Source organism: Vibrio ponticus, from assembly GCF_009938225.1.
Classification (GTDB): domain Bacteria; phylum Pseudomonadota; class Gammaproteobacteria; order Enterobacterales; family Vibrionaceae; genus Vibrio; species Vibrio ponticus.
On sequence record NZ_AP019657.1, the window covers coordinates 3135490 to 3152257 of the forward strand.

Genomic DNA, 16768 nt, shown 5'->3' on the forward strand with positions numbered 1-16768 from the left:
CTTGTTTTGATAGGTAACTCTTTAATGAAGGCAGTAACACTATGTTAGACCAAGCGATCCAACAACAACTCAAACAATATCTGGCTAATGTAAAACAAGAAGTTCGTTTAGTGGTTAGTCTAGATGAAAGCAAAGCATCGAATGATATCTTGTCACTAGCAAATCAAATCGCAGAAATGAGCGATCTCATCACCGTTGAACGTGACGACAACGCAAGCGCACGTAAACCAGTGATGGCAGTGACCAACCCAGCGAAAGGCACCGCACTACGTTTTGCAGGCTTGCCAATGGGGCACGAATTTACCTCTCTAGTATTGGCACTGCTACATTCTGGCGGTCACCCAATCAAACTAGAACCGGAAGTAATTGAGCAAATCGCAGCTCTAGACAAAGAGTTAGACGTAGAAATCTTTATTTCACTGTCATGTCAAAACTGCCCAGACGTGGTTCAAGCGTTCAACATGATGGCAGCGATCAACCCGAAAGTGAAAGCAACCATGATCGATGGTGGTTTATTCCAAGATGAAGTGAAACAGCGCGACATCATGGCAGTACCAAGCGTATTCGTGAACGGTGAGCTATTTGGTCAAGGTCGTATGTCTCTGACTGAAATCCTTAACAAAGTGGATGACGGTGCAAGTGAGAAAGCGGCGAAAGCACTGAGCGAAAAAGACCCATACGATGTATTGGTTGTCGGTGGTGGTCCTGGTGGTAGCGCAGCCGCTCTATACGCCGCTCGTAAAGGTATTCGCACGGGTGTGGTTGCTAAGCGTTTTGGTGGTCAGGTTATGGATACTATGGCAATCGAGAACTTCATTTCGGTAAAACGTACTGAAGGTCCAAAACTGGCGACTGACCTGGCAGAACATCTAAAAGAATACGACGTAGACGTCGTGACTGAGCAACAAGCTGAGAAACTAATGGGCGCGGCACACACAGAAGATGGTTTGATTCACATCCAACTTGAAAGTGGTGCAACGCTGAAGAGTAAGAGTGTCATCCTAAGCCCAGGTGCTCGTTGGCGTGAAATGAACGTCCCGGGTGAGCAAGAGTACCGCAACAAAGGTGTCGCGTACTGCCCACACTGTGACGGTCCACTGTTCAAAGGCAAGAAAACTGCGGTTATCGGTGGTGGTAACTCAGGTATTGAAGCCGCTATTGACCTAGCAGGTATTGTTGAACACGTAACGGTTCTTGAATTCGCCGATGTACTTCGCGCCGACCAAGTGCTTATCGACAAAGCGAACTCACTACCAAACATCGACATCATCACCATGGCACAAACCACAGAAGTCGTAGGTGACGGTACTCGTGTAACGAGCTTGAAGTACAAAGACCGCAACACAGATGAGATCAAACAGATTGAACTGTCAGGTATCTTTGTTCAAATCGGTCTAGTACCAAACACAGAATGGCTAAAAGATTCAGAAGTGGCACTCTCTGAGCGTGGTGAGATTGAAGTTGGTAGCCGAGGTGAAACCAGCCTAGAAGGTGTATTCGCAGCGGGTGATGCAACGACAGTACCTTATAAACAGATCATCATTGCGATGGGTGAAGGTGCAAAAGCAAGTTTAGGTGCATTTGATTACCTAATCCGTAAACAAGGTTAAGCGCTAATTTTTTGAGCGTCATCTGCTTGATAAGAAGTGACGCGACAAGAAAAGACGTAACAGTTAATTACACAGCAAGAAAGAAGCAAAACTAGAAGCCCAAGACTTTGCCAGCAGCATCCCACTGCTGGCTTTTTTTGTTTGTAGTAAGGGGGAAGGGTATGTCCCGCTTATTAGCTTGTCGTATTCCTTAACTCTGTGTTAGCGGTCCAATAACTCTTTGCTGCGCCAAAGAGTCATCAGAAAGGCGCTTTAGTTTCGAGTGTGCTGTCCGGTCGGTTTTAGGCGTTCCCGACACCGAAAACCTAAAAGTTCGTCCTGAACTTTTACCTAGTGAAGTGGGTGAGTTTGAGTGGTGTGAGCGCGTTGAGTTTTAGATGAGATCTTACGGAGCGTTTATGCTTTTATTTTGTCATTCCCCCTGAAGAGGGGAATCTCGCTTTTAATTGGTCCATATGCTGGGGATATTAAAAGCTAGATCCCTGCCTTCGCAGGGATGACGGTATTGGGGTGTGGCTATGGCGGTATTGGAGCGTGGGTATTGCGGTGTTGGAACGATAGGGGATTAGGCTTTCAAGCTCAGCATCAATATGAAAGTCTTTCTCCAAACTAGTTGGTGTTATAGCTAGGCAATCAAATGAGAAAAGTCTCTGAGCATAGTGAGCTATGTGATGAGATTTTCGAATGCAGGTTAACGACGCTGTAGCGCCAAATAGGAAGGGGAAGGGTATGTCCCGCTATTAGCTCATCGCTTTCTTAGACTCCGTGCTAGCGGTCCAATAACTCTTTGCTGCGCCAAAGAGTCATCAGAAAGGCGCTTTAGTTTCGAGTGTGCTGTCCGGTCGGTTTTAGGCGTTCCCGACACCGAAAACCTAAAAGTTCGTCCTGAACTTTTACCTAGTGAAGTGGGCAAGTTTGAGTGCTGTGAGTGCGTTGAGTTTTAGATAAGATCTTACGAAGCGTTTATGCTTTTATTTTGTCATTCCCCTGAAGAGGGGAATCTCGCTTTTAATTGGTTCATATGTTGGTGATATTAAAAGATAGATCCCTGCCTGCGCAGGGATGACGGTGTTGGAACGATGGGGGATTAGGCTCTCAAGTTCAGCACCAAATAGGCAGGAAGAATTAGTGCATTGCGTGCAGGCTTACCAACACGATGGCACTAAAACCAATCACAAACCAACTCGAACCCATTACTAATGCAGTTTTTAATTCAGTACTCACTTTACTTCTCCTCAATATATCGAGATTAATCCCTAGTAAACTGGGATTTTATTTTGATTATTTTTGAAGCAACAAGGTACACCAATGACGTGCTACTGTTATCTGGCGAAGCTTACTTTTCATTTTTGATCGACTCCCCATATCGTGCTTTGCTATTACCAACGGATAAAGGAAGGGACTACAATGTGGTTCACTCTTCCTTGTCAGTGATAAACATGAGTTGTAATACCTGCCAACAGAACTGGTTTTGGCGCAAGATTGGACGCTGCATGCGCTGCGTGTATCAGCTGAGCGGATTATCGCTACTGAGTATGGCGATCTGGTGGCTGATGTTTCGTGATACGCCTAAGAGCATTGAATCTATCGCGTTGATTACTGCGATTGTTGGTTTTACTGGGTTATTAGCATTGCACCTTTGGATGCGCTGGGTGGTTATTCCACTTCGCTCTCGAAGCAGAAATGAAAAAAGGCGATAGCCAGTTAGCCATCGCCTTTCTATTTAGCTTTCTATTTATTTAGCTTAAATCGGCTAGGGGATTAGCCTAGGTAAGCTTCTAGCTCTTCGCTGCCACCGATGTGTTTACCACCGATAAATACTTGAGGAACAGTCGTGCGCCCCGTGATTGCACGTAGGCTCACTGTGGTTGCGTCTTTACCTAGTACAAGCTCTTCGTAGTTCAGACCTTTGTCGATTAGGTTCTGTTTTGCTTTCATGCAGAATGGGCAACCAGGTTTGCTGAATACTGTGATTGACGCTTGCTCTTTGTGCTCTGGCGCAATGTAGTTCAGCATAGTGTCTGCATCAGAGACTTTGAACGGGTCGCCTGGTACGTTTTCTTCAACGAACATTTTCTCAACCACGCCGTTTTTCACTAGCATGCTGTAACGCCATGAACGTTTGCCGAAGCCTAGATCGTTTTTCTCAACCAGCATACCCATGCCGTCAGTAAAATCACCGTTACCATCTGGGATGAACGTGATGTTTTCTGCTTCTTGGTCTGCTTTCCATGCGTTCATTACGAAAGTGTCATTTACAGAAACACATAGAATGTCATCAACGCCGTGCTCTTTGAATACAGAGAATAGCTCGTTGTAACGAGGTAGGTGGCTTGATGAACAAGTCGGAGTAAATGCACCAGGTAAGCTGAATACGATAACGGTCTTGTCTTTGAATAGATCGTCAGTCGTTACGTTAACCCAAGCATCACCTTGGCGAGTTGGAAAAGTAACTTGTGGTACAGCTTGACCTTCTTTTGATGTAAACATGGTTAAATCCTTATTAACGATATTGTTCGTTGGTAATATATCTGAGAGTTGGGTGGACTCAATCTTTTTTCTTTGCAGTTATTATAAAAATTTTTATTGATAGCTCTAATCGTTTGGCGCTATGGCTTTGATAGTCATAAACGTTTGGTGTTATGATTTTGATAGTTTGATCCTATTAGTAAAGGATGGTTTATGAATATTCGTGATTTCGAATACTTAGTCGCCTTGGCTGAGCACAATCATTTTCGTAAAGCGGCGGAAGCCTGCTTTGTTAGTCAGCCTACCTTGAGTGGGCAGATTCGTAAGCTGGAAGATGAGCTAGGTACCGCGCTGCTGGAGCGCAGTAGTCGTCGCGTGTTGTTTACCGATGCGGGTTTACAACTGGTGGAACAGGCGAAAAAAATCCTCAGTGAGGTGAAGCTGTTCCGCGATATGGCAAGTGATCAAAGTGGCGCGATGACAGGACCGATGCACATTGGTTTTATCCCGACGGTTGGTCCTTACATTCTGCCGCGCATTGTCCCTAAGCTGAAAGAGCAGTTTCCTGAGCTTGAGCTTTATCTGCATGAGGCACAAACTCAGCAACTTGTTCATCAACTTGAAGACGGCAAGCTGGATTGTTTGGTGTTAGCGGCGGTAGAAGAAACGGCGCAGTTTAAAGAGATTGAAGTTTACAGTGAGCCATTAAGTGTAGCCGTGCCTTGCGAGCATGAATGGGCATCGCTGGATGAAATCGACATGTTAGAGCTTAATGGACGCACGGTTTTAGCGTTGGGTGATGGGCATTGTTTACGCGACCACGCGTTAGGTTTTTGCTTTGCTGCTGGTGCTAAAGATGATGAGCGTTTTAAAGCAACCAGTTTAGAGACTCTACGTAACATGGTCGCAGCAGGAGCAGGGATCACCTTGCTACCAAAACTGGCGCTGCCAAAAGAGAAGATCAAAGATGGGGTCTGCTACGTGCGTGCCGTCAACCCTGAACCGACGCGCAGCATTGTTGTAGCTTATCGTCCGGGGTCACCATTTAGAGCGCGCTTTGAGCAATTGGCAGAGACGATTAAGCAGCAGCTTGAAGCTTAATTCACACTGTTTGATTGGAATAAAAAAGAGGTTGGCATTGCCAACCTCTTTGCGTTTATGACTTAAGAAGGTATCTAGAACAGCTCTTCGCCTTCGTCACTTGAGTAGATTGTGTCGGTGAGCTCTTCTGACACATATTCCTTAGGCTCATGACCTTCACGGAAGTATTCAAACATCGATGTACCATCGACTTTATTGGTCAGTAGACCTGAGTCACGGTCGATGCGAATACGCACGATACCTTGCGGGATTTTCTTATCTTGCTCAGCGTTGATGGATAGCGCAGTATGCATAAAGTCGATCCAAGCCGGTTCAGCAGTTTTCGCCCCAGACTCAGCGCCAGTGATTTGACCTTTGCCTAGGTTCGCGTTTTGTGTTGTGCGACCTAGAGTGCGGCTGTGATCATCAAAGCCAACCCAAGCAATCGCAACGACACCAGGACCGTAACCGTTATACCAAGTATCTTTTGAATCGTTGGTCGTACCGGTTTTACCACCAATATCACGACGTTTCAGTTTTTGTGCTCGCCAGCCAGTACCGTTCCAGCCTGTGCCATCACGCCAACTACCACCACCCCAGATGTTGCTGTACATCATCTCACGTACAAGGAATGCGGTTTGCTCAGAGATCACTTGCGGAGCATAAGGTGACTCAACTTTTGTGGTTTCTTCAGCTTCGTTACCCGTTGGGATATCTTGCTCGTTAAACTCATTTTCTGGTTGGTCAGCTTGAGCGACCGGTGCAATTTGTGCCGCAGGGCAGTTTTGCTGACAAATGGTTTTTGGCGTTGCTTCAAACTCCATATCACCGTATGGACCGGTCACTTTTTCGATGTAGTAAGGCTCAACATAGTAACCACCGTTGGCAAATACTGAGTAGCCTTGTGCCATCTTCATCGGTGTTAAGCTGCCTGCACCAAGCGCGATAGTTTCTGAGCGCGGCACATCTTCAATCGCAAAACCAAAGCGAGTGAGGTAGTTACGTGTGTCATCCAAGCCGACTTCACGCAGTACACGCACTGCCATTACGTTCTTCGATTGGGCAAGACCGATACGCAGACGAGTAGGACCCACATAAGTTGGTGGTGAGTTCTTCGGGCGCCATGCAGTGCCTTGGCTTTGATCCCACTGGTTGATTGGCGCATCGTTAATCAGTGTTGCTAGCGATAAACCTTTATCGATTGCTGCTGAGTAGATAAATGGCTTAATACTTGAGCCCACTTGGCGTACCGACATAGTGGCGCGGTTAAACTTGTTATGTACAAAGTTAAAGCCACCCACCAGTGATAGCACCGCACCATTTTCAGGGTTCATTGCGACAAAGGCGGTGTTGGCATTTGGCACTTGGCTTAGTTGCCAGTGATAAACTACGTCACCTTCCTCTTGTTGATTGGCAATTTGGCGTACCCAAATTTGCTCACCCACTTCGAGAACATCGCTTGCTTTCTTCGGAGCAGGACCTTGGCGTTCATCGGTGCGGAATTGACGCGCCCACTTAATGCCATCCCAATCCAGTTTTGCTTCACCCACATTTTTAATGGTGACGGTTGCTGATTTTGCTGCCACAGCAGTCACTACCGCTGGTGTCAGTTCACCATAGCTTGGTACGTTGCGAAGCGTTTTTTCAATTTGCTCAGCAGACATTGGCGTTGCATTCGGTTTCCACAGTACTTTTTCAGCACCGCGGTAGCCATGACGCTCATCGTAAGCAAGCAGGTTATTGATAGCGGCATCGTTCGCTGCGTCTTGCAGTTTCGAGTTAACCGTGGTGTAAACGTTCATACCTGAGGTGTAAGCATCTTCACCGTAGCGTTCAACCATCCACGCACGCGCAAGTTCAGCTACGTAGGGTGCACTTAACTCAATCTCTGCACCGTGGTAGCGTGAAACGATCGTTTCAGCACGGGCTTGGTCGTACTCTTGCTGCGTGATGTATTTTTCATCCAACATACGCATTAGCACTACGTTACGACGGTTGGTCGCGCGCTCAATCGAGTAGATTGGGTTCATAGTGGATGGCGCTTTTGGCATACCCGCTAAGGTGGCAATTTCGCTCAGAGTTAACTGGTTAAGATCTTTACCAAAGTAAACGCGTGCAGCAGCACCAAAACCGTACGAACGATGACCGAGGAAGATCTTGTTAACGTACAGCTCCATGATCTCTTGCTTGCTAAGAAGTTGTTCAATATGGATAGCAATGAAGATCTCTTTAATCTTACGCATGATCTTCTTCTCGTTTGAAAGGAAGAAGTTACGCGCAAGCTGCTGCGTAATGGTACTCGCACCCTGTTTTGCAGAACCCGACAGTGCCACAACGATGGCTGCACGAGTAATACCAATAGGGTCGATACCATAGTGGTCGTAGAAGCGGCTGTCTTCGGTCGCGATTAAGGCTTCAACTAGATGCGGTGGGATTTCGTCATACTTCACAGGAATACGGCGCTTTTCACCAAACTGAGAAATCAGTTTGCCGTCTTGGCTGTACACCTGCATAGGCGTTTGAAGTTTAACGTCCCGTAAAGTCGCTACGTCTGGTAGTTCTGGTTTGACATAGAGATAGAAGCCAAAAATGGTTCCTACTCCAAGTATCATGCAAACCACAATGAAAATGAGCAATCGCTTTATGAACTTCACCGGATATTTCCTGATTGATTGAGGTACTCAAGGCAAGATGCCTTGTAACCTTAGCTAACAATTTAGCTTGCGTTAATTTTGTGCTTTTTGTCGGCAACAATGCTGTTTACGCAATATTTGCAACCGATGCCTGGAGCACAGCGATATGATTAATTCATTAATCACTGGCGTTGATATTGGTCATTACAGCATTAAAGCCGTTGTTATCAAACCAGTTAAAGGCACACTTACACTCTCAGCATGCCGAGAGTTGATTATAAGAGATGATATTTTCTCCGATAATCATCAGTTAAATCATCAGGAAATTGTAAATAAACTAAAAGAACTAAGGAAGGCTTTGCCTATTTTTAGTCAAACAGTCGCAATCTCGGTACCTGATAATTCAGTGATTTCTAAACTAATACAGATAGATAAAGCCTTGTCTGTACAAGAGAAAGAGTATGCCATTATTGAGGGATTTTCTCATCAATCTCCCTTTGATGTGACTGAACTCTATCTCGATCATTGTGATTTAGCTTCGCTATCCTCTGAGTCAGACCAGCAATCAGTCCAAGTTTATGCGACGAAAAAAGCGATTGTTGATAGTCGCTGTCATGCTTTTCAACTAGCCGGATTTAAACCTTTGTTTTGTGATGCTCACAGTCATGGACTGGTTCGCTTATGGCAGCAAGCGGCGCAAAACCAAGCGCGTTACGATTGGATGTTACTTGAGCTGGGGCAGACCAACGCACTGCTAGTTCGCGACTTCATTACCGGCTCTCCATGGTGCAAAGAACTGGTGGTCGGCACTCGTTCAATAACGAAGCAACCCCAGAGTGAGCTTTGGGGTGATGCGGTGGAGGAGTTTGCCAATGAGCTGGTGGCGCAAATAGAGCGGCAATGGCAGTTGCTTGGCAGTGAGGAGCAAGCATCGATACGCGGAGTTTGGTTAACCGGTGGCGGGGCAAATGTGCCATTTATTGCTCAAGCCCTACAACTAAGGCTAAAGCGTCGCTTGGGGCTTGAATGTCAGTTACTCAATCCGCTCGAATTGGTTGATGATAGCGCCGCTCAAGATGGTCCTAGCTATAGCGCGGCTTTAGGCATTGCATTATTAGGCTTGGATTGGCTGAGGGGGAGTGGTGCTGCATAGAATCAATCTATTGCCTTGGCGTGAGCAACAGCTTAAGCACCAACAGCGGCGCTTTATCTCGATGTTGGTTGTGTCGATTGTCATTGCTTATCTACTGCTTTTAGGTGCAGGGAGTTATATCGAGTCACAACAGCAGATCCAGCAGCAACGGTTGGATTATTTAAACACTCATCTGGCTAAACTGAATCATCAGCAAACGGAGTTGGCGCAACGCACTTTGCAGCAACAGGCATTACAACAGCAGTTGCAGCAATTGAGCGACTTACAGTGGCAGCGCAATCAACCCACATTACTGATGCAGTTATTAGCCAGCTTAATTCCCCAAGGGGTGTATCTCGAGAGTATGACGCTAAAAGCGCAGCTGGTGACCATAAAGGGAGTTGCTCACTCGACCGAGCAACTGACTCACCTGCTCGAAAGCTTTGAAACGAGCCAATCGATCACTCAGGTGGTGATGCACTCTATTCAGCACAGTCAGCAGGCGAGCAGTGATTTGAGCCAAACTTTTCATCTCTCTTTTCGTTTGCCTCTACGTCCAGAGAAGAATAAAAAGGGCGAAAAAAGAGAGGAGCGTGCTGATGAGAATCGATAGTCAGATAGATTTCGCTTACTTAGCACAAGCTCCGATGATGGTTCGTCTGCTGTGTTGCTTGGCATTATTGATAGCACTCCAAGCAATTGGCTACTTGTGGTATCTGGACGGGAAATTGCTCACGCTCAAGCAGTTACGTCAGCAAGAAATGACTTTAAAGGCGAGTATTGTTAACCAGACCCAAAAGCTCTCATTGCTGCCTGCCCTGACTCAACATATCAGCCAACTTAAGCGGCTAGAAAAGCAATCTTTTCAGCAATTAGTTCAGCCGCATCAATCTTCCCAGATTTTACAGGCGATCAATCAGCTAGCGAAACACCACCATTTGTCGTTGCACCACATTGATTGGGGACAGCGACACCAGCAGGCAAGCTACTATTTGCTGCCATTGAATATCGAGCTGGCTGGGAGCTATCACGATATTGCTCGGTTTATTCAACAAATCGCGACGCTTCCGCAACTTATCCATATTAGCGAGATGGCGTTTGGTCGCAGTGGTGTGACGACACAGCTGGTTAAAGTCACGCTACGAGCGCAGCTTTATCAAGCGAGCAGTGAATCCAGCTCGGCTGACCAACTAAGTGGCACAACAAGGTGATAGGTGATGACGTTATCTAGACAAATGACTGTAACTGCGACGTTGTTGGTTAGCTTGCTGGGGTGTCGAGCAGAGCAATCCGATTTAGCGGCGTTTATTGCGAACGGTAAAGCTCAGCCTATTGATAAGGCGGAGTTTTCTCTGCCCGTATTAGCGATTACGCCCTTGAGTTACCAAGCGCAGGGCTCACCGTTTTCGCTCCCTAATGATGTGGTAGTGCAGGTCAATGAGCAAAAAGATCATTGTAGACCCAATGCTCGGTCAGCCCCTATTGCGATCAAAGTGGGTGAGCATTCATTAAAAGGGGTTGTGTTGAAAGAGAATCAACCTATCGCATTGGTGGCGTTAGCTGATGGTCAATTAATTGGGCGAGAAGTGGGGCAGACGTTCGATAGCGGTACATATGTTGGAGTGATCACTGAGATTAGCTCGCAAGGGATGCAAGTGGCTCAGTTTGACACCGGGGAGCCGCAATGCGTTCTGCCATCTTCAGTCGCGGCAAACGTATCACTCTCTTCGCAAGCAATAGTGGTTGCTAATGAGCCGCGAGAAGGGAAACAAGGAGTGGGACAATGATGAATGGTTCGCCGATGCGTTTTAGGTTATTTGCTGCACTGATGATGGTTACATTGATGCACACGACAACAAGCTTAGCGCAAGTGACGTCTAACCGCTTAGAAGGGATTGATTTTCAACTTAATAAGCAGCGCAACAGTAAAATTATGCTTGAGTTGAGTGAGCCGCATATTGCATTGGATATCGAAAAAACGGCTCAAGGTTTATCAATTAAAGTCTTTGATACGGCGATTGATGCTGAGCAACTTAAGCGCTTTGATGTCGCTGATTTTGCCAGTAGCGTGCAGATGCTTGAGCTGTTTCAGCATGGTGATGATATTGAGTTAACCGCACAAATTGAGGGAGCGTTTCGCTATCACTATCAACTCAATGATCATTTGCTGGAAGTGATAGTGCAGTCTGTTGAGCCAAATAAAGGCGAAGAGTTAAGCTTACCCGCAAAGAATATGTCGATTAACTTTCAAGACGTGCCGGTGCGTAACGTGTTGCAACTTATCGCGCAATACAATGGCTTTAACTTAGTCATGGCAGACTCGGTGAGCGGTAATATCAGTTTGCGGTTAGATGAAGTGCCGTGGACGCAAATACTCGATGTGATTTTACAAGTGAAAGGGCTGGCTAAACATGTTGACGGTAATGTCGTGATTGTGGCGCCCTTGGCGGAGATTGAACAAAGGGAGCAGATTCGTCTTGAACAGGCGCGTTTAGAGAGTGAGCGCGTTGGGTTTCAATCGCAAATCATTAAAGTTAACTTTGCCAATGCAAGTGATATTGCAGAGCTAGTCGGGGGAGAAGGCGTCACGGGTATGCTTTCAGAGCGCGGAACGGTGCGGGTCGACGAACGTACCAATTCCCTCTTGATTCGTGATTTTTCGACTAATATTGATGCTGTGCGAGAGATTATTGCCGCTTTGGATGTGCCAATTAAACAGGTGCAGATCGAGGCGCGGATTGTCACCATCAGTGAAGGAAATCTCGATGAGTTAGGTGTACGTTGGAGTGTCAACTCCAATGATGGTAGACTAGGCGCCTCTTTAGAGGGTAACTTTGACCAGCGCAATCAATCTCAACTCCTTGACGCTAATGGTAGCTTGCTTCCTGACGTTGATATTAGTGAGTTGCTCAATGTAAATTTAGCCGCTGCGGCAGCGAATTCTTCGACCATCGCTTTTCAAGTAGCTAAACTAGGTAGCAGTACTTTACTCGATTTGGAACTGTCGGCATTGCAGCGTGAGTCGAAGGCGGAAGTGATTTCCAGCCCACGTCTTATCACGACTAATAAGCAACCTGCTTATATTGAGCAGGGGACAGAAATTCCATATTTGGAAGCTGCATCGAGTGGTGCAACATCAGTATCCTTTAAAAAGGCGGTATTAAGCCTTAAAGTAACGCCGCAAATTACCCCTGATAATCGATTAATTTTAGATTTAAATGTCACTCAAGATAGACCGGGTGAGGTGTTGAAAACGGGTACCGGAGAAGCGGTCTCAATCAACACTCAACGTATTGGCACGCAAGTGTTAGTAGAAAATGGCGAAACCATAGTATTGGGCGGTATTTATCAGCGCAGTGTGACTGATACAGTGGATAAAGTACCACTGCTCGGTGACTTGCCGCTGCTTGGCGCTTTGTTTCGGCGTAGCTACCAACAATTGGGTAAAAGTGAGCTACTTATTTTCGTTACGCCAAAAGTAGTTGTGCATTAAATAGAAAATAAATTTGCATTAGGTCGACCTTATCTAGATAATTTCGGGTCTTATCACGAAATATCTGTGAGGAATAGGTGTCACAAGCATCTTCTAAGTCAGCTTAAGGCTGTCCCTTCTTGTGGCGATGTCATTGAATTAACGTTGTAAATTACTGCTAAAACATGGCTGAGAAACGCAATATTTTCCTTGTTGGCCCAATGGGAGCCGGCAAAAGTACGATTGGTAGACATCTAGCTCAACAGCTTCATATGGAGTTTGTTGACTCTGACACTGTCATCGAAGAACGCACAGGCGCAGATATCGCTTGGGTTTTCGATGTTGAAGGTGAAGAAGGCTTCCGCGCTCGTGAAGAAAAAGTGATTAATGACCTAACTGAAGAGCAAGGTATCGTTCTTGCTACAGGTGGTGGTTCAATCATGAGCAAAGAAAACCGTAACCGTCTATCTGCTCGCGGTATCGTTGTATACCTAGAGACAACCATTGAAAAACAACTTGCACGTACAAACCGCGACAAAAAACGTCCTTTGCTACAAACGGACAAGCCTCGCGATGTACTAGAGTCTCTGGCTGAAGAGCGCAACCCGCTATACGCTGAAATTGCGGATTACACTGTACGCACAGACGATCAAAGTGCAAAAGTGGTAGCCAACCAGATCGTAAAAATGCTAGAAGAGAGTTAAGAATCACTTAACTCGAATTGGAGCATACCCATGGAACGGATTACGGTCAGCTTAGGTGAACGTAGCTATCCAATATCAATTGGTGCCGGATTGTTTGATGATCCGGCCCACCTTTCTCTTCTAACGGCAAAGCAAAAGGTAGTAGTGATTAGTAATGTCACTGTTGCGCCGTTATACGCCGATAGAATCCTCTCAATGCTGGCACAGCATGGCTGCCAAGCATCGTTACTTGAATTGCCTGATGGCGAGCAATACAAAACCTTAGAAACCTTTAACACCGTGATGAGCTATATGCTTGAGCACAACCATAGCCGTGATGTGGTGATGATTGCATTAGGTGGCGGTGTGATTGGTGATCTGGTGGGTTTTGCTGCGTCTTGTTACCAGCGCGGGGTCGATTTTATTCAGATCCCTACCACCTTATTGTCACAAGTGGACTCATCAGTTGGCGGAAAGACGGCGGTTAACCATCCACTCGGCAAGAACATGATCGGTGCTTTCTACCAGCCTAAGTCGGTGATTATTGATACCAACTGCCTATCCACTTTACCTGAGCGCGAGTTTGCGGCAGGTATGGCTGAGGTGATTAAATACGGCATTATTTATGATGCAGCGTTTTTCGATTGGCTAGAGCAAAACTTGGATGCGCTGTATGCCCATGATGAAAAAGCACTGACTTACGCAATTGCTCGTTGCTGTGAAATCAAAGCGGAAGTGGTCTCTCAAGATGAAAAAGAGTCGGGCATTCGTGCGCTGCTCAATCTTGGACACACTTTTGGTCATGCGATTGAAGCTGAGATGGGCTATGGCAATTGGTTGCACGGCGAGGCAGTCTCATCGGGTACGGTGATGGCAGCTAAAACCGCACAATTGTTGGGCGACATCACTCAAGCGCAACTCGAGCGTATTATTGCGCTACTGAAACGTGCAAAATTGCCAGTACATACGCCAGAAAGTATGAGTTTTGAAGATTTCATGCGTCATATGATGCGTGATAAGAAAGTGCTTGCTGGTGAACTGCGTCTTGTATTGCCAACGGATATTGGTCGTGCAGAAGTGGTGAAAGGCGTTTCTGAACAAATCATTAAACAAGCGATAGACTTTGGTCGAGAGCTGTAATTGCCCTATCTGTGGCTGAAAAGAGCAGAGTTAGAAAAAGCTTAGGTTGAGAACATGAGTGTGACACATCAAGCCAGAGTATTGGAATTAGATAGTCAAATTGAGTTGCTGGAACGGCTGCAATTATTGACACATTTTACTTCTAATTTTGTCACCGTCTCTGGTGCTAGCGGGGCAGGTAAAACCTGGCTTGCGCAGCGTTTTTTAGAAACATGGGCGCAAGATAAGAACCAAGCGCTATTGATGTGTCATCCTAATCAAACCGATGAGCAGCGTCGTACAACCATTCTCACTCAGTTGTTGTCAGAGCCGTTATTTAACCCAGCCGATAGCTTGGTTGAGAGCTTTACGCGCAATATGGAGCATGAGACGTGTGATATTGTCATAGTGGTCGATGATGCGCACCTGCTCAATGAATCTTTGTTGTCTGAGCTCTGGCTGCTATTGATGCAAGCACAGCATCGCAATCGCTGGCGGATTAACATCGTGCTGTTTACTCGCGTAGCCAGTCTTGACGCGCTGTTTAGACGCTTAAGTCACGGACAAGAAATTAAACCGATTGAGCTGGAAATTGAACCACTTAGCTCGCAAGAAGCGGAACGATTTTTGGAACAATTGGTGATGCGCTATGTCGAAGATGACATGGAAAGAAGAGTGCGAAATGCTTATCGCACGGTTGCGCGTCGACCAGGAGAGATCATGGCTTTGCTGGATCAAAAGGTGGAGAAGAAGATTGTGATTCGTTCAATTATTGGCTCGCCACTCAATATTGCATTGGTGGTGTTACTACTTTTGGCAATGATTGGTGGTGGTTACTGGTGGATGATGGGGCAACCAACCCCAGATCAAACCGCGCAGCAGATCACGGGTGAGTTAGAACAGACGGTTATTCCGACTCTCGAACAGCCACAAGCGAGTAGCGCGGCAGATGCAAGCATCGGCGGTGAGTCTCAATCTATTGCTGAGCAGCAAACGGAGGTGCTTGACCCTTCATTTATTGGTGCAGAAGACGATTCCACGGCTTTACCGCCTGAAGTGGTGGAAAAACCAGAAAGCGTGGGTGTGATTGATGATGACTCTCAGCGAGTGGTGATTACATCGGAAGTGGTTGATGCCTTGTTAGAAAATGAAGCAGAGCAAGCGGATATCTCGCAAGTGGAACAATTTGTTGATGATACCCGTCAAGTGGTTGAAGCCGATTCAGCGTCACCGGCAGAGCCTGCGATTCGCTTTTCCTTTGCCAAAGATGAGCTCAATGCCTTTTCTCCACGCAGTTATACGTTGCAACTGGCGGCGGTAAATAGCTTAGCTGAGGTGCAAAACTTCCTCGACCGTTTTGATTTGAACAATAAAGTGATGGTCTATCCAACCCTGAGAGATGGGGTTGAGTGGTTTATTATTACTTATCAAAACTACCCGACAATTCAGGTCGCGCGCGATGCAGTGGGTGGTCTACCAGAACCAATTCAACGGCTTGGACCTTGGGCAAAATCGCTAAATCAAGTGCAGCGTGAAATCGCTCGAAGCAACTAACTAGATAAAGCTTGAGCGAAAGCAGTGACTTTCTGCTCGCTCAGCCTAAATCACTCTGCCAATTGCTTTGGGTATGGCGTTAAATATGTTACATTCCGCAGCCTTAATTTGTGGTTGATAGATAGAGCAGTCGATGAAAAAGCAGCGTGCCTTCCTGAAATGGGCTGGCGGAAAATACGGACTAGTTGAAGATATTCAGCGTCATCTGCCTGAAGCGCGCAAGTTGGTAGAACCGTTCGTAGGCGCTGGTTCTGTATTTCTCAATACTGACTATGAGCAATATCTACTGGCAGATATCAACCCAGATCTGATCAATCTTTATAACTTGCTGAAAGAGAACCCAGAAGAGTACATCACTGAGGCGAAGCGCTGGTTTGTGGCTGAAAACAACCGCAAAGAGGTGTATCTCGATATTCGCGCCGAGTTTAATAAAACCGACAACGTGATGTATCGCTCACTGGCGTTCCTTTACATGAACCGTTTTGGTTTTAATGGTCTTTGCCGTTACAACAAAAAAGGCGGCTTCAATGTCCCGTTTGGCTCTTACAAAAAACCTTATTTCCCTGAGAAAGAATTGGAGTTTTTTGCTGAGAAAGCGAAGAAAGCAACCTTTGTCTGTGAAGGTTACCCAGAGACGTTCAAACGTGCCCGTAAAGGCAGCGTGGTCTATTGCGATCCACCGTACGCACCGCTTTCAAATACCGCTAACTTTACCTCATACGCAGGTAATGGCTTCTCGCTTGATGATCAAGCTGCACTGGCTGATATTGCGGAAACGACAGCCAAACAGCGCGGTATTCCAGTATTGATCTCGAACCACGACACCACATTAACCCGTCGTTTGTACCATGGTGCAGAACTGAACGTGGTGAAGGTCAAGCGCACCATCAGCCGCAATGGCGCAGGGCGCAATAAAGTCGATGAGTTGTTGGCACTGTTTAAGCCAAATAACGACTAGGGTACACATTTCTTAACCTACCACTATCATCTGCCTGACCGCTTAGGTAGAATTGCGC

At 46.3% G+C, this 16768-nt stretch carries 14 protein-coding genes; 12 read left to right on the forward strand and 2 right to left on the reverse strand.

The window, feature by feature from the left end:
* The first annotated feature begins 41 nt into the window (after positions 1–41).
* Together ahpF and GZN30_RS14160 are read left to right on the forward strand one after the other, a co-directional pair.
* Complete coding sequence (gene ahpF, locus GZN30_RS14155) at positions 42–1610, forward strand: alkyl hydroperoxide reductase subunit F (protein WP_075652226.1); 1569 nt, start codon at positions 42–44, stop codon at positions 1608–1610.
* Between the two features lie 1439 nt (positions 1611–3049).
* A complete protein-coding gene (locus GZN30_RS14160) occupies positions 3050–3310 on the forward strand; it encodes a DUF3624 domain-containing protein (RefSeq protein ID WP_075651890.1) in 261 nt (86 codons plus the stop codon).
* A 61-nt stretch (positions 3311–3371) separates the two neighbouring features.
* On the opposite strand, the gene GZN30_RS14165 is transcribed toward GZN30_RS14160, so the two are convergent.
* Positions 3372–4100, reverse strand: a complete 729-nt coding sequence (locus GZN30_RS14165) for a glutathione peroxidase (RefSeq protein WP_075651852.1) — start codon at positions 4098–4100, stop codon at positions 3372–3374.
* 192 nt (positions 4101–4292) lie between these two features.
* On the opposite strand from GZN30_RS14165, the gene oxyR reads away from it, so the two are divergent.
* Complete coding sequence (gene oxyR, locus GZN30_RS14170) at positions 4293–5180, forward strand: DNA-binding transcriptional regulator OxyR (RefSeq protein ID WP_075651854.1); 888 nt, start codon at positions 4293–4295, stop codon at positions 5178–5180.
* 74 nt (positions 5181–5254) lie between these two features.
* Here the strand turns inward: oxyR and GZN30_RS14175 are convergent, their stop codons facing one another.
* On the reverse strand, positions 5255–7813 hold the full coding sequence (locus GZN30_RS14175) for a penicillin-binding protein 1A (RefSeq protein WP_075651856.1): 2559 nt from the start codon (positions 7811–7813) through the stop codon (positions 5255–5257).
* A gap of 145 nt (positions 7814–7958) precedes the next feature.
* Here GZN30_RS14175 and pilM point away from each other — a divergent pair, with 145 nt between their 5' ends.
* From pilM to GZN30_RS14220, 9 genes are all read left to right on the forward strand, one after another.
* Complete coding sequence (pilM, locus tag GZN30_RS14180; RefSeq protein ID WP_075651858.1) at positions 7959–8945, forward strand: type IV pilus assembly protein PilM; 987 nt, start codon at positions 7959–7961, stop codon at positions 8943–8945.
* Positions 8935–9537, forward strand: a complete 603-nt coding sequence (locus GZN30_RS14185) for a PilN domain-containing protein (protein WP_139312273.1) — start codon at positions 8935–8937, stop codon at positions 9535–9537. Before pilM ends, GZN30_RS14185 begins: the two co-directional genes overlap by 11 nt.
* Positions 9524–10135, forward strand: coding sequence for a type IV pilus inner membrane component PilO (locus GZN30_RS14190; protein ID WP_075651862.1), 612 nt, complete (start codon positions 9524–9526; stop codon positions 10133–10135). The genes GZN30_RS14185 and GZN30_RS14190 overlap by 14 nt, the downstream gene beginning before the upstream one ends.
* A 6-nt stretch (positions 10136–10141) precedes the next feature.
* Complete coding sequence (locus GZN30_RS14195; protein ID WP_075651864.1) at positions 10142–10711, forward strand: pilus assembly protein PilP; 570 nt, start codon at positions 10142–10144, stop codon at positions 10709–10711.
* Positions 10712–10725: 14 nt separating this feature from the next.
* Positions 10726–12417 (forward strand): type IV pilus secretin PilQ, encoded by a 1692-nt coding sequence (locus GZN30_RS14200; protein WP_075651892.1) that lies wholly within the window; start codon positions 10726–10728, stop codon positions 12415–12417.
* Positions 12418–12581: 164 nt separating this feature from the next.
* The gene (gene aroK / locus GZN30_RS14205) at positions 12582–13100 is read left to right on the forward strand and encodes a shikimate kinase AroK (protein ID WP_075651866.1); all 519 of its coding nucleotides are present in this window, start codon (positions 12582–12584) and stop codon (positions 13098–13100) included.
* A 30-nt stretch (positions 13101–13130) separates the two neighbouring features.
* Positions 13131–14219, forward strand: coding sequence for a 3-dehydroquinate synthase (aroB, locus tag GZN30_RS14210; RefSeq protein ID WP_075651868.1), 1089 nt, complete (start codon positions 13131–13133; stop codon positions 14217–14219).
* Positions 14220–14273: 54 nt separating this feature from the next.
* Positions 14274–15752, forward strand: a complete 1479-nt coding sequence (locus GZN30_RS14215) for an AAA family ATPase (RefSeq protein WP_075651870.1) — start codon at positions 14274–14276, stop codon at positions 15750–15752.
* Between the two features lie 133 nt (positions 15753–15885).
* Entirely contained in the window at positions 15886–16710 is an 825-nt protein-coding gene (locus tag GZN30_RS14220) for a Dam family site-specific DNA-(adenine-N6)-methyltransferase (protein WP_075651872.1), read from the forward strand.
* Positions 16711–16768 lie beyond the last annotated feature (58 nt).